Origin of the sequence: Pseudomonas sp. 10(2024) (assembly GCF_045164175.1) — a bacterium.
Lineage (GTDB): Bacteria > Pseudomonadota > Gammaproteobacteria > Pseudomonadales > Pseudomonadaceae > Aquipseudomonas > Aquipseudomonas alloputida.
In genome coordinates this window covers 1,275,971-1,300,568 of record NZ_CP174006.1, presented here as the reverse complement: position 1 = coordinate 1,300,568, position 24,598 = coordinate 1,275,971, and the positions used below count along the sequence as shown (strand labels likewise).

The window sequence follows — 24,598 nt, the reverse complement described above, 5'->3', positions numbered from 1 at the left end:
TCCCCCGGAGCCCGCTCATGCGTCTCACCCCTACCCTGCTGCTCAGTGCCCTGCTGCCCCTGTTCGCTGGCTGCCAGTTACTGGCCGAGAAGCCCCGTGACCCGAACATCGGCACCACGCGCATGCAGGGCGAACTGAGCGCCAACGGCGGCCGCCTGTTGTTCAAGCCCTGCAGCGAAGCACGCCGCTTCGTGATCAACGACGTTGCCGGCACCGGCATCCTGCAGGAGTCCGCCAACCTGGCCAAGGACGCCAACGCCAAGTTGTTCGCCGACGTGCGCGGTCGCCTCACTGGCGCCAAGCAGGCCGACAACGACGGCCAGCTGGAAGTCAGCCGCCTGTACCGCCTGGAACCCTCCACCCGCGCTTGCGACGACCCCAACTTCAAGCAGCTGACCCTGCGCGCCAATGGCCATGAACCGGATTGGGACATCAAGGCCAGCGGCAAGGGCATGGTGCTTAACCGCATCGGCAAAGACCCGCTGCCCCTGCCATTCCTCGAAGAAGAAGTGCCCGGCGGCGGCCTGACCCTGACCAGCGAAGCCAACGGCCAGCACGTGGAACTGTGGGTCGCCCCGCAACGCTGCGTCGACAGCGCCACCGGCGCCGTACGCCACTTGCGCGCCGAACTGCGCATCGACGGCCAGACCCTGCGCGGCTGCGGTTACTACGGTGGTGCGCGCGACAACTGATCGCCGGGCGCTTTTATCCTGCCAGTCGGGGCGGTTAACAGCTTATACTTGGCGGTTTGTGTAAAGCCGCCGGCCGCCCATGGCCGGGATACTGGACCCTGCCATGCTACGAATCACCGAACTGAAGCTGCCCCTGGACCATCCCGACGAAGCGCTGCGCGAAGCCATCGTCCAGCGCCTGGGCATCCGCGACGAGCAACTGCTCAGCTTCAACCTGTTCAAGCGCAGCTACGATGCGCGCAAGAAGAACAGCGAACTGCTGTTCATCTACACCATCGATCTGGAAGCCAGCAACGAGGCCGAGCTGCTCAGCAAGTTCGCCGATGATCGCAACATCGGCCCGGCTCCAGACGTCACCTACAAGTTCGTCGGCCAGGCCCCGGCAGGCCTGCAGGAGCGCCCGATCGTGGTCGGTTTCGGCCCGTGCGGCATCTTTGCCGGCCTGTTGCTGGCACAAATGGGCTTCAAGCCGATCATCCTCGAACGTGGCAAGGAAGTGCGCCAGCGCACCAAGGACACCTGGGGCCTGTGGCGCAAGAGCGTGCTCAACCCCGAGTCCAACGTGCAGTTCGGTGAAGGCGGCGCCGGTACCTTCTCGGACGGCAAGCTGTATAGCCAGATCAAGGACCCGCAACACCACGGCCGCAAAGTGCTGGAAGAATTCGTCAAGGCCGGTGCGCCAGACGAAATCCTGTACATCAACAAGCCGCACATCGGCACCTTCCGCCTCACCGGCATGGTCGAACAGATGCGCCAGGACATGATCGCCCTAGGGGCCGAAGTGCGCTTCCAGGAGAAGGTCACCGACCTGTTGATCGAAGATGGCCAACTGACCGGTGTAGTGCTTGAAAGCGGCGAGCAGTTGCACTCGCGCCATGTGGTATTGGCCCTGGGCCACAGCGCCCGCGACACCTTCCGCATGCTGCACGCCAAAGGTGTCTACATGGAAGCCAAACCGTTCTCGGTGGGCTTCCGTATCGAGCACCCGCAAACGCTGATCGACAAGGCACGCCTGGGCAAGTATGCCGGCCACCCGAAACTGGGTGCCGCCGACTACAAGCTGGTGTACCACGCCAAGAATGGCCGCTCGGTATACAGCTTCTGCATGTGTCCGGGTGGCACCGTGGTCGCGGCCACCAGCGAGCCAGGGCGAGTCGTCACCAACGGCATGAGCCAGTATTCGCGTAACGAGCGCAACGCCAACTCCGGCATCGTCGTCGGCATCGACCCCGAGCGCGACTACCCGGGTGGCCCGTTGGCCGGTATCGAACTGCAGGAGCGCCTGGAGGCGCACGCCTATGTAATGGGCGGCAGCAACTACCAGGCCCCGGCACAGCTGGTGGGTGATTTTGTCGCCGGCCGGCCCTCGACCGCACTGGGCAGTGTCGAGCCGTCCTACAAGCCGGGCGTGACCTTGGGTGACCTGGCGCCGAGCCTGCCGGACTTCGCCATCGAGGCGATCCGTGAAGCACTGCCAGCGTTCGACCGGCAGATCAAGGGCTATAACCTGCATGATGCAGTGTTGACCGGGATCGAGACGCGTACCTCTTCGCCACTGCGGATTACCCGCGGTGAGGATTACCAGAGCCTGAACCTCAAAGGGCTGTTCCCAGCGGGTGAAGGGGCCGGGTACGCGGGCGGGATCCTGTCAGCCGGTGTGGATGGCATTCGCATCGCCGAGGCAGTGGCGCGGGATATGCTCGGCCTCTGATGCTTTATCGACTGACAGGGCCTCTTCGCGGGTAAACCCGCTCCTACACGGAACAATGATCCCCTGTAGGAGCGGGTTTACCCGCGAAAGGGCCCGGTCCGGCATCAGACTATTCCAGCACCTACTCCAGACTTCCCCTCCCCATCCTTCCCCAAATCCATCTAGGCTTGCCTCAGGCCTGTCAGCAACAACATATAACAAAAACGAATATGTCTTTTGTTTGAAAGCATATCTCTACAGGCTAGGGTGTACGCCCGTACCCTGCGTAAACTGCTCATGGAGGGCCTACAGCCCGTGCGTAGCCTGTTTACCCGTTTCTTCCAGCTCGAAGCCGCCAGCGGCCTGCTGCTGATCGCCGCCGCCGTTCTGGCCCTGATCATCAACAACTCGCCACTGTCCGACCTGTACGGCGGCTTGCTCGAGGTACCCGTCGCCATCCAGGTAGGCGCGCTGAACATCGCCAAGCCATTGCTGCTGTGGATCAACGACGGCCTGATGGCCCTGTTCTTCCTGCTCATCGGCCTGGAGGTCAAACGCGAGGTGGTCGACGGTCACCTGTCGAAGCCCTCACAAGTGATTCTGCCTGCCACCGCAGCCGTGGGCGGCATGGTGGTGCCAGCGCTGATCTACTGGTTCATCAACCGTGACAATCCTGCGGCCGTGGCCGGTTGGGCGATCCCTACCGCCACCGACATCGCCTTCGCCCTCGGTGTCCTGGCCCTGCTCGGCAAACGCGTACCGGTGTCACTGAAGTTGTTCCTGATGACCCTGGCGATCATCGACGACCTGGGTGCGATCATTGTCATCGCCCTGTTCTACTCCGGCACCCTGTCGAGTGTATCGCTGCTGCTGGCTGCGGCCTGTCTGCTGGTGCTGGTGGCGATGAACCGGCTTGGTGTGATCAAGCTTGGCCCGTATATGATCGTTGGCCTGATCCTGTGGGTCTGCGTGCTCAAGAGTGGCGTGCATGCCACCTTGGCTGGTGTCGCCCTGGCCTTTTGCATCCCGCTGCGTACACGCAATGCTGAATCGTCGCCGCTGCTGGCGCTGGAACACGCCCTGCAGCCCTGGGTGGCCTATGCCATCCTGCCAATTTTCGCCTTTGCCAATGCCGGCGTTTCGCTGGCAGGCATGACCGTAGACAGCTTCACCCACCCCGTGCCGATGGGCATCACGATCGGCCTGTTGCTGGGCAAGACAGTGGGGGTTTTCGGCCTGACCTGGGTGGCGGTCAAGCTGCGCCTGGCCGCGCTGCCTGCGGGCGCTGGTTGGGGGCAAATTCTGGGGGTGGCGATACTCTGCGGCATTGGCTTTACCATGAGCCTGTTCGTAGGCTCGCTCGCCTTCGCCCCGGGTAGCAGTGAGTACGCCGGCATGGACCGCATGGGCATTCTTACTGGTTCGTTCTTTGCCGCGGTGATCGGCTACGCCGTCACCGCAATGGCCAGCCGCAAAACCAGCATTGCCTGACTTGGCTGAGGCATGAAAAAACCCCGACTGGCATCAGCCATGTCGGGGTTTTGTTTGACTGCGCTACGGTCAGTGCGAAACGCGGCTGGTACCGTCAACTGTCATGATGCGCACGCGGTCGCCAACGCGGAAGATTTCGTTCTCCTGCACGGCCTGCACATAAGCGCGCATGCTGCCATCATCTTCACGAACGGTAATTTCGACACCTTGGGTACGGGTCAGGCCTTCTTCTGCTGCGGAGCCGGCCAAGCCACCGGCCACGGCACCGATCACGGCAGCCACGATGCTGCCACGGCCACCGCCCACGGCGCTGCCGGCTACGCCACCCACGATGGCACCGGCACCGCCGCCAATCGGGGTCTTGGTGCCCTCGATCTTGACCGGACGCAGGGATTCGATGGTACCCATACGCACGGTTTGCACGCGGCGGGCTTCGTCACGAGAGTAGCTGTCACCGGTCAGGCTCGAGGCACAGCCCCCCAGCAGCAGCGACATGGTGGTAAAGGTCGCCACCAGCAAAGCGGATTTACGCATGGGTAAAGTCTCCATAAGTCAGGTGCTCATTAGACGCTGCACATTGACGGCTGTCACGGTACAAACGTAATAAAATTGTTTTCATTCAGCCGGGGTACAGCCTGCCGGGCTGTGTCGAAGGCCTTTCAAGTGAGACCAAGAATAGCCATGGATTACTTCATCGTCGTGGTCACCACCGTTACGGGACTGTATTTCCACTGGTGGCTGTATGTGCGCATGCGCCGCTGGATGGACCGCGACCTGGCGTTGTCGCTGGCAGGGGCCGATCCTGAAAAACGCGCCTTCATGCTGGAAAGGTTGGCGCAGGCACGCCAGGAGAAGGTGGGGCGTAAGCAACTGGCGGGGTGGTTGGAGCGCGAGGCAGCAGGTTATACGGGGTAGCTTGATCAATGGCTGGGGCCGCTTGGCGGCCCCGGTTGCTCAGGGCGCCAGCCGCTCTCGCAGCCACTGCCCATCCACCAGTCGATAGTTCAACCGGTCATGCAGGCGGCTTGGCCGCCCCTGCCAGAACTCGATGCGCTCGGGCAACAACCGGTACCCCCCCCAATGCTCAGGGCAGTGCGGCTGGGTGTCGGAGAAACGCGCTTCGGTAGCCTTTACCAGGCTCTCCAGCTCTTCACGCCCGGCAATCACGCGGCTCTGTGGCGAAGCCCAGGCCCCCAGGCGACTGCCCAGCGGGCGCACCTGGTAGTAGGCATCCGACTCCTGCGCCGTGACCTTCTGCACCCGGCCCTCAATGCGCACCTGACGTTCCAGGGCCGGCCAGAAGAAGGTCATTGCCGCAAAGGGGTTGGCTTGCAGTTGCTGGCCCTTGGCGCTGTCATAGTTGGTGAAGAAGGTGAAACCCTGCTCGTCGAGCCCCTTCAACAGCAAAACACGGCAATGCGGGCGACCTTCGCCGTCCACGGTGGCCAAGGTCATGGCGTTGGCTTCCACCGGTACCTGCTCGGTTTTCACCGCATCGGCGAACCACTGGTGGAACAGGGCGAACGGCTCCCCTGGTGCCTGGGCTTCGGCCAGGCCATCACGGGTGTAATCGCGGCGCATATCGGCCAGGGATTGGGTCATTACTGCGGTTCCTTGACGATCAGTTGGTCTTCGCAGGGCTGTTGGCAGCTACTTTCTTGTCAACGGCAGCTTTCTTGGCTGCAGGCTTGGCCGGCGCAGCTTTTTTCTTGGCTGCAGTCTTCGCAGGCGTTTTGGCCTTGGCTACCGGTTTCTTCGCCGCGGCCTTGGCGGCTGGTGCCTTGGCATCCTGCACCGCCACCATCGAGGCCGGGGCGGGTGCCGGGGCGGCCTGCTGGTACTTGGCCAGCAGCGCGACCATGGTGTTTTGCGGAGTCAGCAACATTTCCACGCGGCGGTTCAGGGCGCGCCCCTCGGCACTGTCGTTGGCAGCGCGCGGCATCACCGAACCCATGCCCTTGAGGGTCAGGCGGTCACGCTGCAGGCCGCTGAGGCGGAAGATGGCCGATACCGAAGCGGCGCGCTCCAGGCTGAGCTTCTGGTTGGCAACGGCGGCGCCGCTGCTGTCGGCATGGCCCAGTACCAGCACGGCAGTCTTGGGGTCGCCTTCGACAGTCTTGGCAACGCGGGTAATCGGGCCCAGGGACATGGGCAGCAACATGTTCGGGCGATCAGGATTGTACGAGCTGTCCACCGGCAGGGTTACCGCCAGCACGTTGTCACGACGCTCCAGCTCCAGCTTGCTGTCCTTGATCGCTTCGCGCAGCTTGGGCTCGTATTCGTCCAGCCAGGCCTGCGTGGCCTTCTGATCGATCTTCGGTACCACCGGCCCCTTGGCTTGCTTGTCGTCACCGCCAAACGGCCACCACCAGCGGCTGGAGCTTTCGGATTTGGCATCGGCTTTGGCCACGTTTTCAGTGACGGCTGACTTCACTTCCTGCTCGGCAACCTTGTCCGAACCGAAAGGCCACCAGCTGGAGCCACCTTCCTTGGAGCCGTCCGGGGAGTGGCTGGCGCAGCCGGTAACGGCGGTCAGGCACAGGGCGAGTGCTAAGGTTTTATGTGAAGACATCAGCGATACACCATGAAATAGAAAGATATTTTGCCTACGAACTTCAGGCGTTGGCATTGAGAATAGTCAAAGGGGGGTGGCAATACCCGCATTACCCGATCAAAGGCAACTGGCAAGGACGCGTACCAGTTTCTGGGCGCGTGGGTCCATCAGCACATAAGGGCCGAGGGTATTGACCACAAAACCGAAGGCCACATCGTACTCCGGGTCGGCAAAACCGACCGAACCACCGGCACCAGGGTGGCCAAAGGCGCGGGCGCCGAGACCAAAGGTGGCATTGGCCACATCGGGCTGGTCGAGCATGCAACCCAGGCCGAAACGGGTCTGGGTGAGCAAGGTACGGTCCTGGCCAAGGCTATGCTCGCGGGTCAGCTCATCGAGCAGTTCGGATTCAAGCAGGCTGCCGTCCAGCAGCCCGGCATAGAACCCCGCCAGGCTGCGTGCGTTGCCATGGCCATTGGCCGCTGGCTGCTGCATGCGTCGCCATTCCGGTTTGTTGGTGCTGGTCAGTATCGCGGGTGGGTTGGTAAAGGCACGGGTCGACAGCGCCTCAGGCTCGCGCATGGTCACCTGCAGCAAGCGTTGCGCTGCGCTGTCTCCAGCATTGCCCTTGCCACGGGCGATATGCGCCACGCGGTGGAACTCCTCGTCGGCCAGGCCAACATGGAAATCCAGCCCCAATGGGCGGGCGGTGCGGGCCACGATCGAGTCGCCAGGGCCACGGCCGTCGGCACGGCGAATCAGCTCGCCGATCAGCCAGCCATAGGTGATGGCGGCATAGCCGTGTTCTGTGCCTGGCGTCCACCACGGAGTCTCGGCTGCCAGGGCATCGACCATGATCTGCCAGTCATACAAGGCTTCAGCCGGCAGCAGCTCACGAATGGCCGGTAAGCCAGCACGGTGGCTGAGCAGCTGACGCAAGGTGATCGACTGCTTACCCGCCTGGGCGAACTCGGGCCAGTAGTTGGCCACCGGGGCATCGAGGGCCAGCTTGCCCTCGCCGACCAACTGCAGGGCGGTAACGGCCGCGAAGGTCTTGGTGCAGGAGAACAGGTTGGCGATGGTATCGCTGTGCCAGGCCTGCTGGCCGTCCTTGTCGGCACTGCCGGCCCACAGGTCAACGACGGTTTCGCCACCCACCTGGATGCACAGCGCGGCGCCACGCTCCTGGGGATCATCGAACAGCGCGGCAAAAGCTTCGCGCACAGCTTCGAACTTCAGCTCATAGTGACCCTGGATCTGCACCCGCTGCTCTCCGTACGACCATATCCAAAAAGGTGTGCATTGTTTCAGTAGTTGGGTGTTTTGCAAACTGGCTTGGGCCAAGTGGTCGCGACACAAGGCCGCTCTCACCTGGGTTGACTGCATCTGCCTGATCTCAGGGGGCCGGTTTTTCCAGCTCGGCACGCAGTTGGTTCATGGTTTGCAGATTGCTTTTGCGCACGGCATCGACAAACCCTGGATAGGGCATATCGGTAATCGCCACCAGCCCCAGGTGGCCGTTCTCACCATCGAGCAGGCGACCGCTGGCCGGTTGGTCGAGGTACTGGAACCAGTGCGCGCCAACGATCATCGGCTGCGCCATGGCTGCCTTGAGGAAGTTTGCATAGGCCGGGCCGCGATCCTCTTCCCGCGCCAGCTCCAATGGCCCCGGCCAGAACGGCCCGCGATCACGCGAGCCGAACTGGAACTCGGACACCAGCACCGGCTTGTCCAGCTCTGCCAGGCGGGCAAAGTCGTAGCCGTCCTGTGGCTTGAGGGTATAGAAGTTGAAGCTCAGTACATCGCAGAACTCGGCACAGGCCTTGACCGCTTCCGGCGTACTAACTGCATAGCGGCCACCCAGGAGCATGTGATTGGGCGCATGCCATTTCAACGAATCGGAAATGGTCTTGAAGTAGGTCTCGGCAAATACCCGCTGGAAGTGCTGGTAGTCACGTTCGATTTCCGGGTGCTCCGGGTCAGGCAACGGCGCCTCGAAGCCAGGATCTTCCATGAGTTCCCAGGCGGTCAGTTCGATGCCCCAGGCCTTGGACAACCCTTCCTGGTTGCGATACTTGTCGCGCAACTGCTTGAGGAATGCGCGTTTGGCTGGCACATCGGTGGTCAGGCGCAAGGTGCCGTAGGCCAGGCCATAACGGCTCTTGGGGTCGCTTCCAGGGGCGGCCCATGCCAGTTCGTTATCGGCGAAGTAGCCGATGAGCCAAGGGTCGTCACGGTGATCACGAGCGGCGATGGCCACGGCACGTTCGGTGGCCATGGCAAAACGCGGGTCGAACGGGTCGGGCATGCGGCCCCACCAGTCCATGCCAGTGCTGATGCTGGCGTAGTCGCCTACGATCGACAGCGGCAAGGTGTACGGCATGCGTCTGGCTTGGCCAAGCGCCGGCTCGCTCCAGTTGCCAATAGTGTTAAACCCCCAGGCCTGAAGGCGATCAAGCGCATGCGCCTGCCAGCGGTCGGCATCCAGCACCGGCGGCGCGCAATCGGCTGGCTGGCCCTCCACTGCGGGCCGGCAGGGTTTGCCATAGGTACGCTGCAGGTTGGCGGCGTAGAAGTCGAACCAGCGCCCCTGCTTGAAATTGCGCCCTTGCGACGAGGCATTGCCATCGTCGTTGTTGCTTTCGCCATAGAACGCGGCCAGTGCATCGCCCTCAGCGGGCAAGGCCTTGAACATGCCTTCGCGCCCGGCGACATAGGTACGCCCGCCGTCTGCCGCCACGGCGTTCACCCCCAGAGAATAGAACGGGTGCCCATCCGGCGTTACCAGGTACCAGCGGCCATCACGCTTTTCAGTGCGAAAGAAACCCTTGGCTGCAAAGGTCGGCCCGCCCACCAGGCCACCGTAAGCGTCCAGCTGCAGCTTGCCGCGCTCTGCCAACCAGCCCTTGAGCTGTTGCTGTTCACGGGTATCGGCCGCCTTGAGCTGCTCGTCACTGGATACCTTCTCGGGCCAGTTACCGCGAGTCGACTGGCCATAAGCATCAATCAGCTCGTGGTAGGCCGCCCTGTACGCCTGGTCGTCATCCTGGATACCGACACGCTCGATCAGCAGGCTCTGCGCCACCTTGGGGCTGGGGATGCTCAGGCTGACCGAGGTCACCTGCTTGAGGTCGACTGCACCGGCGCTGCTGGTCAAAAGGAGGCGCTGACCACCATGGTTCCAGGGCATCGGCGGGCCGGCGCGCATGCCCTGGTCCAGCGGCGAACTGGCCGTCAGGGGCACCATTACGGTTTGCGCGGGGCCAGCGGGGAGGTCGATACGGCTGGTCAAGACGCGGCCATCGCTGCCTTGCACTGTGACATCCACGGTCAATGCCCAATCCATGGCACTTTGCAGGCGCAAGGTCAGGAACTGCCCGGCGGACCAGTCCCACACCCCGCTCTGCGGGCTCAGGCGCAGGGTCGGCTGCTGGGCCGGGTTGAACACCACACGCCGCAACACCTCGCCCTCGGCCGTTTGCTCCGCGTTGTACTGCGGCATGCCGGCATCCACCGTCGCCACATTGACCACCGAAGCCGGGCGCACGAAGCTGAACAGCGTTTGCTGCCCGGCCAGCAAGGGCGAACTGCACAACAAGGCGAATACGGCGGGCAGGGTGCGGCGGATCATAAGGCTGAGGCTCTCCTTCAGGACCCTGATGGGCCCAAGACGAGTAATGGACAATGCGCCGGCGCAAGTGCTCCGGCGGTCAGGAAATTTCCCGCCGGAACGGCGGCAGCGCATTGAGAATAGCCTTGCCGTAGCGCTGCGTGACCAAGCGCCGGTCAAGCAAGGTGATAACGCCGCGATCCTGCTCGGTACGCAGAAGGCGGCCGCAGGCCTGGATCAGCTTCAACGAGGCGTCAGGCACGGCAATTTCCATGAACGGGTTGCCGCCACGTGCCTCGATCCACTCGGCCAGCGCAGCTTCGACCGGGTCGTCGGGCACAGCAAAGGGAATCTTGGCGATGACCACGTGCTCGCAATACGCGCCCGGCAGGTCGACACCCTCGGCAAAGCTGGCCAGGCCGAACAGCACGCTGTGCTGGCCATCGTCGACCCGCGCCTTGTGCTTGTTCAGTGTTTCCTGCTTTGAAAGGTTGCCCTGGATGAGCACCAGCTTGCGCCAGTCACGGTCCAGACCGTCAAACACATCCTGCATCTGCTTGCGTGACGAGAACAACACCAGCGCGCCACGGGCATCTTCGACGATGTTCGGCAGTTCGCGGATGATCGCCGCGGTGTGCGCTGCTGCATCGCGTGGGTCGGCCTGCAGGTCGGGGACCCGCAACAGGCCGGCATCGCCATGCACGAACGGGCTGGGCACCACGCAGGTGACTGCGTCGCGCGGCAACCCCGAACGCATGCGAAAACGGTCGAACTTGCCTAGCGCGGTCAATGTCGCCGAGGTCACCAGCGCGCCGTGGGCCACGCTCCACAGGCTGCGCCGCAGCATATCGGCGGCGAGGATGGGGCTGGCGTTGACTTCGATGTCGAACAGCGCGCCACTTTCGGCCAAGGTCAGCCAGCGCGCCATGGGCGGGCTGTCTTCCGGGTCTTCGGCGGTGAAGGCCGTCCACAGCTCCCAGTTACCCTGGGCACGGGTGACCAGGCTGCCGAACAGCGGATACCACTCTTCGGCCTGATGGCTGGCGATGCCGATATTGACCTCGCCGTCCATGCCTTCCTTGAGCAGGTCAGCCAGGCGGGTGAACAAATCGTTGAGGCGGGCAAAGCCCTTTTTCAGTTCGATGCCCACTTCACGAATCTGCTCCGGCACCACCCCACCCTCGAAACGGTAACGCGGGCGCTCACGGCCTTCGGTGTCCTCGCTGGGACGGAAGTCAGCCACCTGTTCACAAAGGGTGAACATGAACTGCTGCTGGGTGCGTACTTCTCGCGCCAGCTCCGGCACCTGCTCGATGTACTTGCCCAGGTCGCCAGGCAGCGGATGCTGGGCCAGCAATTTGGTCAGGTTCTTGGCGGTCTGCTCCAGCCAGTCGGCGGTGGAACGCAGCCGCGAATAATGGGCGAAATGGCCGATCGCCTTGTCTGGCAGATGATGGCCTTCGTCGAACACGTACATGGTATCGCGCGGGTCGGGTAACACCGCACCGCCACCCAGGGCCAGGTCGGCCAGGACCATGTCGTGGTTGGTGACGATCACATCGACCTTGCCCATGCCTTCGCGGGCCTTGTAGAACACGCACTGCTGGAAGTTGGGGCAGTGGCGGCCGGTGCACTGGCTGTGATCGGTGGTCAGGCGTGCCCAGTCCTGGTCTTCCAGGGCCTCTGGCCAGCTGTCACGGTCACCGTCCCAGCGGTTGCCGGCAAGCTTCTCGATCATGCTGTTGAACAGCTTCTGGCTGCGCTCGTCGACTTCGATGCGGAAGCCTTCTTCCTCGAACAACTGAGCCGTGGCTGACTGGGCGTGGCCTTCCTGCAACAGGATGTCGAGCTTGGACAGGCACAGATAGCGGCCACGGCCCTTGGCCAGGGCGAAGCTGAAGTTGAGGCCGCTGCTGCGCATCAGGTCGGGCAGGTCCTTGAAGACGATCTGTTCCTGCAGGGCCACGGTGGCCGTGGCGATCACCAGGCGTTTGCCGGCGGCCTTGGCCGCCGGGATGGCTGCCAGGCTGTAGGCTACCGTCTTGCCGGTACCGGTGCCCGCTTCCACGGCCACCACGGCAGGCTCGCCGGCGCGGCGGCCGTCATCGTCGCAGGCAATGTCGCCAAGCACCTTGGCCACTTCGGCGATCATCAGGCGCTGGCCATAGCGCGGCTTGAGGCTCTTGGCTTCGAGAAAACGCGAATAGGCGCCCTGGATAGTGGCTTTGAGTTCGTTGCTGATCATGGTCTGCAGGCGCCCGAAGGGCTGGATATATTTTCAGTGTTTCACATGGGGCGGCTATCATACCCCGCTATTGCCCTTTCTGCCGCATGGAGATCCGAATGCTCGCCTTTGCCCTGCCCTACACCCTGCATGTTCTGGCCGCACTCGTATGGGTCGGCGGCATGTTCTTCGCCTGGCTGGTGCTGCGCCCGGCAACGGTTGCAGCCCTTGAAGGGCCTGCCCGTCTGCGCTTGTGGGTGGAAGTTTTCCGACGCTTCTTCGGCTGGGTCTGGCTGGCGGTGGCGATTTTGGCGATAAGTGGTATCGGCATGTTGCACATGCGCTTCAGCGGTTTCGAAACGGCGCCCCGGTACGTGCACGTAATGATAGGTGGCGGGATCGCCATGCTTGCCTTGTTCATGCGCATTCAGGCGTTGCTGCTGCCGGAATTGAAGGCAGCAGTGCAGGCCGAGGACTGGCCGACGGGGGCGGCGGTACTCGGGCGCATTCGGCGGATGGTGGGTATCAATCTGCTGCTGGGGCTGGCCGTGGTTGCGGTGGCCAGTTCGCGGCTGGTGATCTGACAGGCGCTGCGTGCAAACAGCAGTGAAGCAGGTGCCACGATGGATGGCACCGGCGTTGCCAGTGTTCGCGGGCAAGTCCGCTCCTGCAAGGGATCGCAGCGAGAATTAGTACGCGGCAAGATCAGTTCACCCGCGGCGCCTCCCGCGGACGGGGAATGGACATGACATGGAAGATTCCCGTCAACAGGATTTGCAAACGGTCAAACCAACGGTGACTGCGCCCGCGCAGGCTGCGATTGAAGAACAGCACTTCAAGCAGGTGCAGGCCAAACAAGACGATGCCTGCGGCATTGATCAGCAGATTGAAGGGCAAGGGTTGTGGCATCAGCTGATTGAACAGCACCACCCCCCAGAAAGCGACCGTCAGGACCTTGCCCAGGCCCAGGATGAACTTCATACCACGCCCCTATAGATGGTTGTCATGTCGAGGTGGCCTGATCGAGCAAACTGTGCGAACAACATTAACGGCAATGCCGAGGCAGGCGCCAGCACCACTCAGTTGAGGTGCAGCTCCACCCGTCGGTTGCGCGCACGGCCCTCCTCGGTTTCGTTGTCGGTAACCGGCTCGCTTTCCCCACGGCCCTGGCTGGTGACCTTGCCCATCTCCAGACCCTGGCCGATCAGGTACTCGGCAACGCTGCTGGCGCGGCGTTCGGAAAGTGCCTGGTTGTAGCTGTCGGAGCCCACACTGTCGGTGTGCCCGATCACACGAACCTTGGCCACCGTCGGTGAATTGAGCTTCTCCACGAGGCCTTGCAGGCGTTGCTGGGCCGCCGGCGTCAGTTCGGCGGAGTCGAAGGCGAACATCACCGCGCCGTTGTCATCGAGGGTGATCACCTCTGGCGAGGGTTCGGGTGCACTGGCAGGTGGCGCGGCCGGGTACTGTTTCAGTGGGCAACCCATGTGGTCGACCGCCGTGTTGGCCGGGGTCTCGGGGCAGTGATCGCGCCGGTCGAAAATGCCGTCACCATCTTCGTCACCGTCCTGGGCGTAACAAATCAGCCCGCCGGCGATGGCGCCCAAGGCGCCACCACCGGCAGCCCAGGAAGAACTCTCGATGGCACCAAGGCCACCACCGACCAAGCCGCCCAGCAGGCTGCAGATGGGCCAGGTCCTTTGATTGAGGGGCGCGCTGCCATCGCTGTGCGTAGCGCAGCCCGTGAGCAGGCTGGCAGCCACCAACAGCGGCAAAGCCGCCTTCGACGTCACACTCATGCTGAATGCTCCTGTGTCATTGGCCACAAACGGCTGGCCGGCATGAAGACGCGCCCGTGCCACTGCTCAAGGCACGGGCGCCTGCCGTCTTACCGCTGGATCTTGATCTCGGTACGACGGTTCATGGCACGCCCTTCGGCCGTGGCGTTGTCTGCCACCGGCTGGGTTTCACCCGCGCCGACCACCGAAACGAAGCTACTGCGCGGTACACCGCTCTCGACCAGGTAATCGGTCACCGAATGGGCACGGCGCTCGGACAGTTTCTGGTTGTAGCTGTCGGAACCGACGCTGTCGGTATGGCCGCTGACGCTAAGGCGGGCAGAGGGCGCTTCCTGCTTCAGGCGCGTGGCAATGGTATTGAGGCGCTCTTTGTCACTGGCAGTCAGGCGCGCAGAATCGAACTCGAAGTGCACGTCGCGGATGACAATGACTTCTTCCTTCTGCACCACCACTTCTTCGACCACCGCAACCGGCTCAGGCGGGCATCCGTTGGCATCGACCTGCACACCACGCGGGGTGCCAGGGCACTTGTCACGGCTGTCTGGCACGCCGTCGCCATCCTCGTCGCCATCGCCATGGGCCCAGCAATAGCCCGCCGCCAGGCCACCGCCCAGCAACGCACCCCAGCCAGCCCAGCTGGAGCTTTCGATGGCGCCCAGGGCGGCGCCGCCTACACCCCCGACGGCGGCACATTTCGGCCAGTCGGTTTTTTGCAAACCTGCACAACCAGTCAACACACTGGTGAGCAGTACCAGGGGTAACGCTGTGCGTACTATGCTCATTTCATTGCTTCTCCTAGGGGGAATCGGCATAAGGCCGATCTCTGGGAGTAAAGACCGCGCATTCCAACCCTGCCAGCAATAAGCTACGACACGGTCACATGCCTCTTTGCCCGCACGCCGCAGCCCGCTAGTCTTGGATGACTTGAACGAGGAATGGCAATGACCGAAGGTTTCTCCAAACGCACCCCGCAACAGGCCCTGGCAGCCCTGCTCGAGCGCTTCACTCCACAACGGCTGCTGCTGGTAGGTACGCGCTTTCCGGCGCTGGACGCCTTCGCCCAGGCACACCCCCAGGTCACCATCGACACCGCCGCCCCTGGCCCGCTGCCAGCCGAACTGGCCGCCAAGCGCTTTGACCTGGCGGTACTGGTGGACTGCCTGGAACACTTGCCCAGGCGCACCGGCCTGGAGCTGCTCGGCGGTATTCGCAACCTCAATGCCAGCCGGGTTGCAGTGCTGGCCGACCTGGCTGCCTGCGGCTGGCAGGACACCGACTTTTTCGCCCTGGCCATGTCGGCCAGCGAGAAATTCTGCCGTGACCAACAGGTTTTGAGCCTGTTCACCTATGATCTACATGACTATAAGCAGGTCCCGGACTGGCTCAATGCCAGGTTCTGGGCCAACCCTGAAAACTTCGGCAAGTACTGGTGGTGATGATGAGTGTCTCGGTCTGCCCTTGTGGCAGTGGCAACCTGCTTGACGCCTGCTGCGGGCATTACCATGCCGGTACCCCGGCACCGGATGCCCAGGCCCTGATGCGCTCACGCTACAGTGCCTACGTGCTGGGCCTGGTCGACTACCTGGTAGCCACCACCCTACCGGCCCAGCAAGCCGGCCTGGACCGTGCTGCCATGGCCGACTGGAGTGCACAGAGCACCTGGCTGGGCCTGGAGGTGGAAAGCGCAGAAGTGCTGGGCGGCCAACCCGAGCACAGCTTCGTCACCTTCACCGCGCGCTGGCACGACCAAGACGGCGATCATCAGCACCGCGAACGCTCGGCCTTCGTCCAGCATGCCGGTCGCTGGTACTTCATCGACCCAACGGTCGGGCTGAAGGCCGGGCGCAACGACCCCTGCCCCTGCGCCAGTGGGCACAAATTCAAGAAATGCTGCGCCAGCTACGTAGGGAGCTGAACATGATCAAGCGCACCCGTCTGCTACTGCTCGGTGCGCTGCTGGCATGGCTGACGGGCTGTGCCAGTTGGGGCGAGGACTGGCGCGAGCCCGAAGTGCATCTGGTCGAGGTCGAAACGGTCAAGGCCAGGTTACTGGAACAGGAGTTCGTGTTGCACCTGCGGGTCGACAACCCCAATGACAGCCGCCTGTTCATTCGCAACGTGTCGTATGCAATACGCCTCAATGACCTGCTACTGGTGCAGGATGAAGCCAGCGTATGGCGCAGCGTGGGCGGGCATGCACGGCGCACTTTCAAGATCACCGCACGAACCAACCTGTGGCAGCACCTGAAGCCACTGGCCAAGCTGCTCAGAAGCAAGCAGCCGCTGCGTTACTCCCTGCAGGGCGAACTGGCGACCGGGTTGCTCATCCATCGGGACCTGCACATCTCGCGCAGTGGTGAGATAATCCCCGACGATTACATACCGGAGTAACCCTGCAATGTCCCAACAACCCCACGTTCATGGCCCTGACTGCAACCATGACCATGATCACCACCACGACCACGGCCATGTACACGGCCCGCACTGCAACCACGGCCACCAGGAGCCGGTACGCAACGCCCTGAAGGACGTTGGCCGTAACGACCCGTGCCCGTGCGGTAGCGAGAAGAAGTACAAGAAGTGCCACGGCGCCTGATCGACTGACGCGATAAAAATCTGAGAGATGGCTCGAACACTGTGGGAGCGGGCGCGCCCGCGAACACGGGCGAAGCCCGTGCCATCCACCGCGTCGCCTGCTTCGCGGGCTCGCCCGCACAGTTTCCGTGCCAGCCTCTGGATCATGAGCCTGACACAGGTGGCTACGCGGCCTTTCGCCGGTTTGCCCCCAACAGGTCCTGGTACCAGAGGCCGGCATCATAGGCGATGGTCACCAGGGTGGTCTCGACATACCGCGGGTGCTGGGCCATGCGCTGGGCAACCGCCAGGCAGGCAGCGGCTGTATTACCGACGAAAATGCCACTCTGCATGTAGAACCAGCGCTGTGCGGCCAGCATTTCTGCATGTTGCACCTGGGCCCGCTCGTCCACCAGCGACCAGTCCATGAACGGCGGGCAAACGCCCACGGCCATGCCTTCAAAACGATGATCGGCGAACACGCCAGCCCTCGAATCGCAGCCATTGGGATCGACCAGTACCGTCGACACGTCGAAGCCATGGTCCTTCAGCCCCAGGGTGATACCCGTGAAACTGGCGCCAGTACCCGCACAGCCCACGAACAGGATCTGCCGTCCTGCCCCGGCGTTGCTCAGTTGCACGGCCAGTTCGCTGGCGGTCTGATAACGATGTGCCTCGATGCCCACCGGGTTGTTGAACTGGTCGGTGTAGAAGTATGACTTGCCCAGCGCGGCCTGGTTATCCAGGTGATGCATCACCACGTCCTTGGGTGTGGCACCGGCCATCAGCATTTCCTTGCCGATCAGTCGGGCACCGAAACACTCCAGCAGATCCCGCTTGGTCTGGCTGAAGCTCAGCCCGACCGCCAGCTCTACGGCGACCTGGTACTTGTGGCAGGCCGCCAGCAAGCCAAAACCGAAGCTGCCACCGGTTTTTTCGATGACGGTCGTCACCCCGGGAATGATCTCACCCTTGCGCACGGCATGTTCGACGATCCGCCGCGCCGCCCGATATTTGTGGCTACCGCCCGGATTGTTCATTTCCAGCTTGGTGTAGATACGATCGCTGACACTGATGAGCTCGCTCATTTGCGGCTACCTTCCATTGAAGTTTGCAGGCCGACCTTGTTCTGCAGCAGGCCGGCAGTGGCAACCAGCAGCCCCAGGCAGAGGACCATGCAGATGGCGTTGGTACCGTCCCAGCCGACCGAGCTGAGCAACAGCGAAGGGCTGAATGCGCCGAGGGTGGCAAAAATGGCAATGGCCAGGTCGTTTTTACCCTGCATCTGCATCGCTGCCGGGCTGTTCTGCAGTGACTGGGCCAGCAAGGCGCCTCCGCCTACGTAAGTGAGGTTCCAGCCCAGCCCGAGGGCAATCAGTGCCAGGGTCATCATGGCGTAGCTGTGCGACCAGATATTCATCGCTGAGCAACCGATCAACAGGGCCAGGCCCGCGCAAATGGTGGTCTTGATACCCAGCCGCTGGATGATGGCGCCGGTGAAGAACGACGGGGCAAACATGGCAATCACATGCCACTGGATCGCCAGACGGACGTCAGTGAAGTCCTCGTGCATGTGTTTCATGTGCATCGAGGCCTGGATCATCAGCAGGTTCATGATCCCGTAGCCCAGGGCAGCGACAGCCATTGCCACAACCACGCTCGGGCCTGCCGGCTCGGCACGGACACTGGCCGGCTTTGCTGCGCTGTTGACCGCGCTGGCCATACCGGAATCGTTGGGCAGGCACAGCGCAATCAACAATGAAAGCAACGCCAGGCCGACAAACGCGGCATAACACAGCGAAAACAGTGGATAGCCACCCACGTCACGCAGCCACTCGGTAAGCGTCGGCCCGACGACAGCCGCGATGACCCCGCCCGCCACGACCAGCGAAAGCGCCTTGGGCTTCAAGGCCTGGGAAAGATTGTCGGTTGCCGCGAACCGGTTGAAGTTGGCGAACGCGATGTACACACCCAATGCAGAGTGGCTGAGGACCAGCGTTGGAAAATGCTGGTGCTCCACCGCCAGAAAGCCGCTGACGCCAGACAGCGCCAGGGGAATCGCGCCCAGCATGAACGCCTTTTTACGGCCGATACGGCTCATCAGCCTGGAGACTGGATAAGTTGCCAGCATCAGGCACAGAAACTGGAACCCGTACGGCACCGTGGACCATGCGGCATCAGGCGCCAGCGCAGCCCCGACAATGGCCGCCATCGTCACCGACATCACGGCAGTCGTCAGGTTGATCGACTGCGCCGTGAAGTACAGGTACGTGCGCCGCGGTAACGTGCTGTTCATAATGCGTGCTCGTGATAAGTGGACAGGTCGATTTCGGCCTCGGGGAACACGCAGATCAGCCGTTCCTTGCCTTTACCCAGGCGTTTGCGCTTGACGCCAAGGCGCCCGATGCGCCGAGGCGAATCGAGGTGCGTGCCACCGCACGGGATTTCGATGCCGTTGTAGGTCCACAAACGCGCGTCTTCCAGGCCTTGAACCGCGTAGTGCTCGATGGGCGCATCGCAGCCGATCAGTTCATTCGCCCGTCGTTCTATTTCAAGTACGTCTTCAGCCGTGAACGCGTCCTCGACCAGGAAGTCGAAACGTGCCGTGTCCTCCTTGATATGGCAGCCGATAGTCCATTGCTTCAATTCTTCACGCAGCCCGATGGCGGCGGCATACAGAAAGTGGCTGGCACTGTGAGACAACGTCAGCCGTTCGCGCCGTTCGATATCGATAGTGACGCGGGCCGGCATGCCTACCGTGACTTCATCCAGCAAGTGCAAATCATCAGGGTGCAGGCTGTGAATAATGATGCCGCCCAGTTTTCCACCTTTGAAACCTTCCAGGCGAATAGGGCTACCGTAGAGTTTTTTAACCCAGACGAATCGCACGGTACCCACCGGTAATTCAATGGTGCCGAAGTCAGCTTCCTGGCCGCCTCCTTCTGGATAGGCCACCGTACTCAGCAACTCGATGCCGTCACTGTGCACCCGCGCTACTTGCGTATTCGCGCCCGCCAAATACTGGTCTTTGTAATACAGTTTCTCGGTATTTCTTAAAACTTCATAGTTCAGAGCGTTCATGATTCCAATACCACCTGCAATGATGTTTTAACCTGTACCCGGGCAGCGGCCGGGACGTCTTTGGTAACAATGCAGCCCGGCCCGATAAACGCACCGTCACCGACATGAATTGCGCCCAGCACACTGGCGAAAGCGCCGATCTGCACCCGGTTACCCAACGTCGGATGCCTGGGGCTCGAGGGGTTGTCACTGATACCGCGGGCGCCCAGGGTTACGCCGCCAAGCACGTAGCAATCGTCACCAATGGTCGACGTTTCACCAATGACGGTGCCCATGCCGTGATCGATGATGAAGCGCGCACCAATGCGGCTGCGGAAATGGATCTCCGCCCCCGAAAGCATTTTTCCGCGCCTGGAGATCATGGCGGCCAGGCATTGACCGCCGGCGCCGTAGGTCGCGGCGCTATTGTTGTAAATCCAATGGGCAAGCCGATAATGCAAAACCGCAGAATAAGAGGTGTAGGTTTTTGCAATGAATACCAGGTCGCGGCCGGCAGCCGGATCCTTCATGGCAAATGCCTGTAAATCGGCATGTGCCTGTTCAGTCACATGTTCTATGACCATTGTTTCTTTCAGTGCTTCGAACTCGACGACTGAACAACACTCCAATAACGCCGAGGTCACAAGATTCTTTACAACTTTGAATGACTCCAGTTCGTCAGGGACAGGAAGCCTGGCAATGACGGCTGATTGCATGTCCATAGGGTGCATGGGCTTGATATCCAGTTGTCTGGTCTGCACAGACGCTAAAAGTGCCGCCTTTGTTGGCAGCCGAAAGTTCCGACACAGGGATATTGGCATGTGCTGGCCATTTGCAAACGAACAGTCGACAAGCATTTCCGTTAACTGTTAGGCTTTTTTTTCTAACGGTTTCGGACCTGCCATGATCCCCTGCAGCCTTCATCACCTTTTGAAACAACGCCTGGATGCAGGCGAGTGGTTGCCCGGGCAACGCATGCCCTCCATCCGCAAGCTGACCGCTGCAGTGGACTTCAGTTACCACGACGTCGTGTCGGCCTACGCCCAGCTGGTCAGCGAAGGTGTGTTGACGGCATCACCTGGGCGAGGCTACTTCGTGGCAAACCGCGCCCGGCAAACCAGCGTGATCCACGAACCCGAATGCATGGCCGGCGACCCGCTGTTCCGGCTGCTGCAGGGCGGCCAGCACTTCACCAAGCTGGGCAGCGGCTGGCTGCCCCCAGCGTGGCGCGACACCGAACTGCTGGCCAAGGCGATTCGTCGCACGGCGCGGCTGGAGCAGAGCTCGCTGGCAGAGTACGGCGACATCCAGGGGTACCTGCCCATGCGCAAACAGCTCTGCGTGCACATGAAACGGCTAACCCGTGTCGAAGTCCGCCCCAACCAGTTGCTGACCACACTGGGGGCCACGCAAGGCCTGGACCTGGTTGCACGGTTGCTGATCAAACCGGGCGACCACGTGTTCGTCGACGAGCCGGGCAACGGCAACCTGATCAAGCTGATCCAACTGGCTGGCGGACACGTCGTCGGCATTCGGCGGACCCAGGACGGGCCGGACGTGGAAGAAATGAGAAGCCACCTGGCCAGGCACAAGGTCAAGGCGTTTTTCTGCAACAGCACCTTCCACAACCCGACCGGCAGCAACATCAGCCCGCACAACGCCTTCAGCGTCCTGCGCCTGGCGGTGGAGCACGAGTTCTTCGTGGTCGAGGACGACGTTTACGGGGACTTCAGCCCTGCTGTGCGCCAGACCTTTGCCGAGCTGGACAACCTTGACCGGGTTATCTACATCGGCAGCTTCTCCAAATGCCTGTCGGCCTCGCTGCGCGTAGGGTTCATTGCCTGCTCGCAAGACCTGATCGAGCCGCTCACACGCCTTAAACTGCTGACCTGCGTCGCTGTCCCCGCGTTTTGCGAACGCTTCGTCAACACCATATTGTCGGATGGCACTTATGCCCGGCACATGAAAGACGTGCAGCAGCGCCTGATCCGCCAGCAAGTGCAAACCCAACGCTTGCTGCTCGAGCGCGGCTGGCAGTTCGACATCGCACCGCAAGGGGGTATGTTCCTCTGGGTATACCACCCGGACCTGCCCGACCTGCAACCTTTCGTGCGTAAACTGGAGCAACACAAGATCCTGCTGATGCCCGGCTCTGCATTCGCGGTGAGCCGTGACTACCAACGCTACACGCGCATCAATTGCACGCATTTTTCCGACGCCTTGGCCGAGCACTTCGAGGTTTAACCCGGCGCAATCAAATAAACCGACCTGGGACCTTGCACGGCGCCTGCGCGCTTACTACCTTAGCGCCTTTCCAAACCAGCCTCGCCTTGCAGGAGCCCTTGCCATGGCCGCCCCCGCCTTTCCTCCCTTCCGCCTGCGGTTCGCAACCGCTGCCACCCTGCTCGGCATGCTCGGGCTGGCCGGCTGCCAGACGGGCGGCTATCAGGACAGCGTGCCACCGACCAGCGGCGTGCAGCCGCTCAAAGGCCTGGCACAGAATGTTTCGGTACGGCGCAATGCCATGGGCGCGCCGCTGATCGAAAGCAGCAGCTTCCATGATGCGCTGTTCAGCCTGGGCTATGTGCACGCCGGTGACCGCATCGAACAGATGGTCGCCATGCGCCTGCTCGCCCAGGGCCGCCTGGCCGAACTGGCCGGCAGCGAGGCGCTGGATATCGACCGCCTCATGCGCGCCGCCAACCTCAAGCAGAGTGCCGCCCAGCAATACGCCGACGCATCGCCACGGCTCAAGCGCTTCTTCGAAGTGTACGCGCGCGGGGTCAACGCCTACCTGTTCCGCTACCGCGACAAGCTGCCAGCAGGCCTGGCCAGTAGTGGCTATCGCCCCGAATACTGGAAGCCTGAAGACTCGGCGCTGATCTTCTGCCTGTACGCGTTCAGCCAGTCGGTCAACCTGCAAGAGGAACTCAGCGCCCTGCCCCTGGCGCAAAAAGCCGGTAGCGACAAGCTGGCCTGGTTGCTGCCCGGGGCCCCGGACGAGCCGTTGGCCGAAATGGAAGTGGACAAGCTCAAGGGCCTGAACCTGGCCAGCCAGTTGCCGGGGCTGGCAGCCCTGGCGGCTGCCAGCCAGAAGCTCGCCGACCTCGACCTGCTCGGTAGCCCGGGGTCGGCCAACCTGGCCCTGGGCCCGCAGCGCAGCCGCAGCGGCAAGAGCCTGCTGGCCAGCGACAGCCGCGCCGCCTGGGCCTTGAGCCCGGTACAAATCAATACCAGCAAGTATCAGGTTGCCGGCCTGTCCTTGCCGGGCCTGCCAATTGTGCTGGCCGGCTACAATGGCAAGCTGGCCTGGAGCAGCAGCGCGGTCATGGCCGACAATCAGGACCTGTTCCTCGAGCAGCTGCGCCGCCAAGGCAATCAGCTGAGCTACCTGGCCGATGGTAAATGGCTGCCGGCCCGCGCCCGCAGCGAAACCTACTTTGTACGTGGCCAACGCCCCGTGCGCGAAGTGATGTACGACACCCGCCACGGCACCCTGCTGACCCAGCCAGAAAATGCCAGCCTGGGCCTTGCGCTGAACCTGCCACAGTTCAAAGGTGATCGCAGCCTGGATGCCCTGTTCGACCTGACGCGGGCCAAGAACGTGGAGCGGGCCTTCGACAGCACACGTGAGGTGACTGCTGCTGCCGTCAACTTCGTTTTCGCCGAGCCTGAGCACATCGGCTGGCAAGTCAGTGGCCGCTACCCCAATCGCCGCGAAGGCCAGGGCCTGCTGCCCTCGCCGGGCTGGGACGGGCGTTACGACTGGGACGGCTATGCCGACCCGATGCTGCACCCGTACGACCAGGACCCACCCGCGGGCTGGATCGGCCATGCCAACCAGCGCAGCCTGCCGCGCGGCTATGGCATGCAGCTGTCCAGCACCTGGTACTACCCCGAGCGTGCCGAACGCCTGGCACAGCTGGCCGGCAACGGTCGCCACGACAGTCGCAGCCTGATGGCCCTGCAGAACGACCAGGTGACCTTGCTGGCCAACAAGCTCAAGCAGATGTTCGACGCACCCGGCATGGCCCAGCCACTGAAGCAGGCGATCGACGCCCTCCCCGCCGGGCAGCGCGACAAGGCCCGCGACACGCTGGCCCGGCTCAAGGCCTTCGATGGCCGCCTGAGCCCGGTGTCGGCAGATGCCGCGCTGTACGAGTTGTTCCTGCAGGAGGTCGCTCGACAGACCTTCCTCGATGACCTGGGCCCGGAGTCCGGCCCGGCCTGGCAGGCATTCGTCAGCAATGCACGTTTGTCGTTCTCGGCGCAGGCCGATCATCTGCTGGGCCGCGATGACAGCCCCTTCTGGGATGATCGCAACACGCCGCAAAAAGAAGACAAGCCCGCCATCCTCGCCCGCAGCCTGGCGGGCGCAATGGAGGCCGGTATCGCACAGCTGGGGGCCGACCGACGCACCTGGCAGTGGGGCAAGCTGCACCAGTACCGCTGGCCGGCACCGGCTTACCATGGCCTGGGTGATGCGATCAGCCGTGCGCCGCTTGCCGCAGGCGGCGACTTCACTACCCTGGCCCTCACACCATTCGCCTGGGGCAGCGACTTCGACACGCGTCTGCCAGCCTCGGCACGGATGATCGTCGACTTCGGCCAGGCCGAACCGTTGCAGATACTGACCAGCAGCGGCCAGTCCGGCAACCCGGCCAGCGCGCATTACCGCGATGGGCTGGATGCCTGGTTCAAAGGGCGCTTCATGAGCCTGCCACTGCAACAGCAGAACTTCGGCAGGGCGTATGGCAACCAGCGGCTTACGTTGGTGCCGGGGCGGTAACGGCGTTCAGGGGCGCATGAGGGGGCTTGATGAACTTTTTTCAGCAGCTCCCTCCCAAATCCATCCGAACTAACGTCCAGCACCATGCCTCTTAACGGGTAACCCCAGAACCAGT

General features: G+C 62.6%; 24 protein-coding genes. 11 read left to right on the top strand and 13 right to left on the bottom strand.

Annotated elements, in window-relative coordinates:
* Window positions 1-17: 17 nt before the first annotated feature.
* The 3 genes from ACI7M0_RS05870 (at window position 18) to nhaA (ending at window position 3,873) form a co-directional block, all read left to right on the top strand.
* A complete protein-coding gene (locus ACI7M0_RS05870) occupies window positions 18-692 on the top strand; it encodes a COG3650 family protein (protein ID WP_104886598.1) in 675 nt (224 codons plus the stop codon).
* 103 nt (window positions 693-795) lie between these two features.
* Complete coding sequence (locus tag ACI7M0_RS05865) at window positions 796-2,403, top strand: NAD(P)/FAD-dependent oxidoreductase (RefSeq protein ID WP_019750617.1); 1,608 nt, start codon at window positions 796-798, stop codon at window positions 2,401-2,403.
* 276 nt (window positions 2,404-2,679) lie between these two features.
* Window positions 2,680-3,873 carry a Na+/H+ antiporter NhaA gene (nhaA, locus tag ACI7M0_RS05860; protein ID WP_177413599.1) on the top strand — a complete coding sequence of 398 codons (1,194 nt, stop codon included), beginning with the start codon at window positions 2,680-2,682 and terminating at the stop codon, window positions 3,871-3,873.
* Between the two features lie 69 nt (window positions 3,874-3,942).
* Here nhaA and ACI7M0_RS05855 read toward each other — a convergent pair whose 3' ends face one another.
* Window positions 3,943-4,407, bottom strand: coding sequence for a glycine zipper 2TM domain-containing protein (locus tag ACI7M0_RS05855; RefSeq protein ID WP_009684613.1), 465 nt, complete (start codon window positions 4,405-4,407; stop codon window positions 3,943-3,945).
* Window positions 4,408-4,554: 147 nt separating this feature from the next.
* Here ACI7M0_RS05855 and ACI7M0_RS05850 point away from each other — a divergent pair, with 147 nt between their 5' ends.
* Window positions 4,555-4,788, top strand: coding sequence for a hypothetical protein (locus ACI7M0_RS05850; protein WP_020193747.1), 234 nt, complete (start codon window positions 4,555-4,557; stop codon window positions 4,786-4,788).
* A 39-nt stretch (window positions 4,789-4,827) separates the two neighbouring features.
* Here ACI7M0_RS05850 and pdxH read toward each other — a convergent pair whose 3' ends face one another.
* The 5 genes from pdxH to dinG all read right to left on the bottom strand — a co-directional run bounded on the left by pdxH (window position 4,828) and on the right by dinG (window position 12,282).
* Window positions 4,828-5,475: a pyridoxamine 5'-phosphate oxidase gene (gene pdxH / locus ACI7M0_RS05845; protein WP_064492950.1), complete on the bottom strand. Its 648-nt coding sequence runs from the start codon at window positions 5,473-5,475 to the stop codon at window positions 4,828-4,830.
* 19 nt (window positions 5,476-5,494) lie between these two features.
* Window positions 5,495-6,445, bottom strand: a complete 951-nt coding sequence (locus ACI7M0_RS05840) for an OmpA family protein (protein ID WP_129932462.1) — start codon at window positions 6,443-6,445, stop codon at window positions 5,495-5,497.
* Window positions 6,446-6,544: 99 nt separating this feature from the next.
* Complete coding sequence (locus ACI7M0_RS05835; RefSeq protein ID WP_129932463.1) at window positions 6,545-7,690, bottom strand: serine hydrolase domain-containing protein; 1,146 nt, start codon at window positions 7,688-7,690, stop codon at window positions 6,545-6,547.
* A gap of 133 nt (window positions 7,691-7,823) precedes the next feature.
* Window positions 7,824-10,058, bottom strand: coding sequence for a beta-galactosidase (locus ACI7M0_RS05830; RefSeq protein ID WP_129932464.1), 2,235 nt, complete (start codon window positions 10,056-10,058; stop codon window positions 7,824-7,826).
* A gap of 79 nt (window positions 10,059-10,137) precedes the next feature.
* Window positions 10,138-12,282, bottom strand: a complete 2,145-nt coding sequence (dinG, locus tag ACI7M0_RS05825; protein ID WP_129932465.1) for an ATP-dependent DNA helicase DinG — start codon at window positions 12,280-12,282, stop codon at window positions 10,138-10,140.
* A 98-nt stretch (window positions 12,283-12,380) separates the two neighbouring features.
* Between dinG and ACI7M0_RS05820 the strand changes: the two genes are divergently transcribed.
* Complete coding sequence (locus ACI7M0_RS05820) at window positions 12,381-12,845, top strand: CopD family protein (protein ID WP_021785832.1); 465 nt, start codon at window positions 12,381-12,383, stop codon at window positions 12,843-12,845.
* Between the two features lie 121 nt (window positions 12,846-12,966).
* Here the strand turns inward: ACI7M0_RS05820 and ACI7M0_RS05815 are convergent, their stop codons facing one another.
* The 3 genes from ACI7M0_RS05815 to ACI7M0_RS05805 form a co-directional block, all read right to left on the bottom strand.
* Window positions 12,967-13,242, bottom strand: coding sequence for a DUF1145 domain-containing protein (locus ACI7M0_RS05815; RefSeq protein WP_003254892.1), 276 nt, complete (start codon window positions 13,240-13,242; stop codon window positions 12,967-12,969).
* A gap of 98 nt (window positions 13,243-13,340) precedes the next feature.
* Entirely contained in the window at window positions 13,341-14,060 is a 720-nt protein-coding gene (locus tag ACI7M0_RS05810) for an OmpA family protein (RefSeq protein ID WP_049588526.1), read from the bottom strand.
* Window positions 14,061-14,149: 89 nt separating this feature from the next.
* The gene (locus ACI7M0_RS05805; RefSeq protein ID WP_010952284.1) at window positions 14,150-14,842 is read right to left on the bottom strand and encodes an OmpA family protein; all 693 of its coding nucleotides are present in this window, start codon (window positions 14,840-14,842) and stop codon (window positions 14,150-14,152) included.
* Window positions 14,843-15,001: 159 nt separating this feature from the next.
* On the opposite strand from ACI7M0_RS05805, the gene ACI7M0_RS05800 reads away from it, so the two are divergent.
* The 4 genes from ACI7M0_RS05800 to ACI7M0_RS05785 are packed head-to-tail and all read left to right on the top strand — an operon-like array spanning window position 15,002 to window position 16,656.
* Window positions 15,002-15,496, top strand: a complete 495-nt coding sequence (locus ACI7M0_RS05800) for a DUF6231 family protein (protein ID WP_129932466.1) — start codon at window positions 15,002-15,004, stop codon at window positions 15,494-15,496.
* A gap of 2 nt (window positions 15,497-15,498) precedes the next feature.
* Window positions 15,499-15,975, top strand: a complete 477-nt coding sequence (locus tag ACI7M0_RS05795) for a YchJ family protein (RefSeq protein WP_029615445.1) — start codon at window positions 15,499-15,501, stop codon at window positions 15,973-15,975.
* A 2-nt stretch (window positions 15,976-15,977) separates the two neighbouring features.
* On the top strand, window positions 15,978-16,451 hold the full coding sequence (locus ACI7M0_RS05790) for an LEA type 2 family protein (RefSeq protein ID WP_020191309.1): 474 nt from the start codon (window positions 15,978-15,980) through the stop codon (window positions 16,449-16,451).
* Window positions 16,452-16,458: 7 nt separating this feature from the next.
* Window positions 16,459-16,656: an SEC-C metal-binding domain-containing protein gene (locus ACI7M0_RS05785; RefSeq protein ID WP_003254900.1), complete on the top strand. Its 198-nt coding sequence runs from the start codon at window positions 16,459-16,461 to the stop codon at window positions 16,654-16,656.
* Between the two features lie 163 nt (window positions 16,657-16,819).
* On the opposite strand, the gene ACI7M0_RS05780 is transcribed toward ACI7M0_RS05785, so the two are convergent.
* Genes ACI7M0_RS05780 through ACI7M0_RS05765 form a run of 4 tightly spaced genes read right to left on the bottom strand, consistent with a single transcriptional unit; the run spans window position 16,820 to window position 20,425 of the window.
* Window positions 16,820-17,722 (bottom strand): pyridoxal-phosphate dependent enzyme, encoded by a 903-nt coding sequence (locus ACI7M0_RS05780; protein ID WP_129932467.1) that lies wholly within the window; start codon window positions 17,720-17,722, stop codon window positions 16,820-16,822.
* Window positions 17,719-18,930, bottom strand: a complete 1,212-nt coding sequence (locus tag ACI7M0_RS05775; RefSeq protein ID WP_129932468.1) for an MFS transporter — start codon at window positions 18,928-18,930, stop codon at window positions 17,719-17,721. Before ACI7M0_RS05775 ends, ACI7M0_RS05780 begins: the two co-directional genes overlap by 4 nt.
* The gene (locus tag ACI7M0_RS05770; protein WP_010952274.1) at window positions 18,927-19,715 is read right to left on the bottom strand and encodes an alanyl-tRNA editing protein; all 789 of its coding nucleotides are present in this window, start codon (window positions 19,713-19,715) and stop codon (window positions 18,927-18,929) included. The genes ACI7M0_RS05775 and ACI7M0_RS05770 overlap by 4 nt, the downstream gene beginning before the upstream one ends.
* Entirely contained in the window at window positions 19,712-20,425 is a 714-nt protein-coding gene (locus ACI7M0_RS05765; RefSeq protein ID WP_177409993.1) for a serine O-acetyltransferase, read from the bottom strand. The genes ACI7M0_RS05770 and ACI7M0_RS05765 overlap by 4 nt, the downstream gene beginning before the upstream one ends.
* A 172-nt stretch (window positions 20,426-20,597) precedes the next feature.
* On the opposite strand from ACI7M0_RS05765, the gene ACI7M0_RS05760 reads away from it, so the two are divergent.
* Window positions 20,598-21,938, top strand: a complete 1,341-nt coding sequence (locus tag ACI7M0_RS05760) for a PLP-dependent aminotransferase family protein (protein WP_010952272.1) — start codon at window positions 20,598-20,600, stop codon at window positions 21,936-21,938.
* Window positions 21,939-22,041: 103 nt separating this feature from the next.
* Entirely contained in the window at window positions 22,042-24,483 is a 2,442-nt protein-coding gene (locus tag ACI7M0_RS05755) for a penicillin acylase family protein (protein WP_129932469.1), read from the top strand.
* The last annotated feature ends 115 nt before the right edge of the window (window positions 24,484-24,598 follow it).

Excerpts from the sequence above, each read along its gene's own strand:
- ACI7M0_RS05870 (WP_104886598.1), top strand. The coding sequence starts at position 18 with ATGCGTCTCACCCCTACCCTGCTGCTCAGTGCCCTGCTGCCCCTGTTC.
- ACI7M0_RS05865 (WP_019750617.1), top strand. The coding sequence starts at position 796 with ATGCTACGAATCACCGAACTGAAGCTGCCCCTGGACCATCCCGACGAA.
- nhaA (WP_177413599.1), top strand. The coding sequence starts at position 2,680 with ATGGAGGGCCTACAGCCCGTGCGTAGCCTGTTTACCCGTTTCTTCCAG.
- ACI7M0_RS05855 (WP_009684613.1), bottom strand. The coding sequence starts at position 4,407 with ATGCGTAAATCCGCTTTGCTGGTGGCGACCTTTACCACCATGTCGCTG.
- ACI7M0_RS05850 (WP_020193747.1), top strand. The coding sequence starts at position 4,555 with ATGGATTACTTCATCGTCGTGGTCACCACCGTTACGGGACTGTATTTC.
- pdxH (WP_064492950.1), bottom strand. The coding sequence starts at position 5,475 with ATGACCCAATCCCTGGCCGATATGCGCCGCGATTACACCCGTGATGGC.
- ACI7M0_RS05840 (WP_129932462.1), bottom strand. The coding sequence starts at position 6,445 with ATGTCTTCACATAAAACCTTAGCACTCGCCCTGTGCCTGACCGCCGTT.
- ACI7M0_RS05830 (WP_129932464.1), bottom strand. The coding sequence starts at position 10,058 with ATGATCCGCCGCACCCTGCCCGCCGTATTCGCCTTGTTGTGCAGTTCG.
- dinG (WP_129932465.1), bottom strand. The coding sequence starts at position 12,282 with ATGATCAGCAACGAACTCAAAGCCACTATCCAGGGCGCCTATTCGCGT.
- ACI7M0_RS05820 (WP_021785832.1), top strand. The coding sequence starts at position 12,381 with ATGCTCGCCTTTGCCCTGCCCTACACCCTGCATGTTCTGGCCGCACTC.
- ACI7M0_RS05815 (WP_003254892.1), bottom strand. The coding sequence starts at position 13,242 with ATGAAGTTCATCCTGGGCCTGGGCAAGGTCCTGACGGTCGCTTTCTGG.
- ACI7M0_RS05810 (WP_049588526.1), bottom strand. The coding sequence starts at position 14,060 with ATGAGTGTGACGTCGAAGGCGGCTTTGCCGCTGTTGGTGGCTGCCAGC.
- ACI7M0_RS05805 (WP_010952284.1), bottom strand. The coding sequence starts at position 14,842 with ATGAGCATAGTACGCACAGCGTTACCCCTGGTACTGCTCACCAGTGTG.
- ACI7M0_RS05800 (WP_129932466.1), top strand. The coding sequence starts at position 15,002 with ATGACCGAAGGTTTCTCCAAACGCACCCCGCAACAGGCCCTGGCAGCC.
- ACI7M0_RS05795 (WP_029615445.1), top strand. The coding sequence starts at position 15,499 with ATGAGTGTCTCGGTCTGCCCTTGTGGCAGTGGCAACCTGCTTGACGCC.
- ACI7M0_RS05790 (WP_020191309.1), top strand. The coding sequence starts at position 15,978 with ATGATCAAGCGCACCCGTCTGCTACTGCTCGGTGCGCTGCTGGCATGG.
- ACI7M0_RS05785 (WP_003254900.1), top strand. The coding sequence starts at position 16,459 with ATGTCCCAACAACCCCACGTTCATGGCCCTGACTGCAACCATGACCAT.
- ACI7M0_RS05780 (WP_129932467.1), bottom strand. The coding sequence starts at position 17,722 with ATGAGCGAGCTCATCAGTGTCAGCGATCGTATCTACACCAAGCTGGAA.
- ACI7M0_RS05775 (WP_129932468.1), bottom strand. The coding sequence starts at position 18,930 with ATGAACAGCACGTTACCGCGGCGCACGTACCTGTACTTCACGGCGCAG.
- ACI7M0_RS05770 (WP_010952274.1), bottom strand. The coding sequence starts at position 19,715 with ATGAACGCTCTGAACTATGAAGTTTTAAGAAATACCGAGAAACTGTAT.
- ACI7M0_RS05765 (WP_177409993.1), bottom strand. The coding sequence starts at position 20,425 with ATGCACCCTATGGACATGCAATCAGCCGTCATTGCCAGGCTTCCTGTC.
- ACI7M0_RS05760 (WP_010952272.1), top strand. The coding sequence starts at position 20,598 with ATGATCCCCTGCAGCCTTCATCACCTTTTGAAACAACGCCTGGATGCA.
- ACI7M0_RS05755 (WP_129932469.1), top strand. The coding sequence starts at position 22,042 with ATGGCCGCCCCCGCCTTTCCTCCCTTCCGCCTGCGGTTCGCAACCGCT.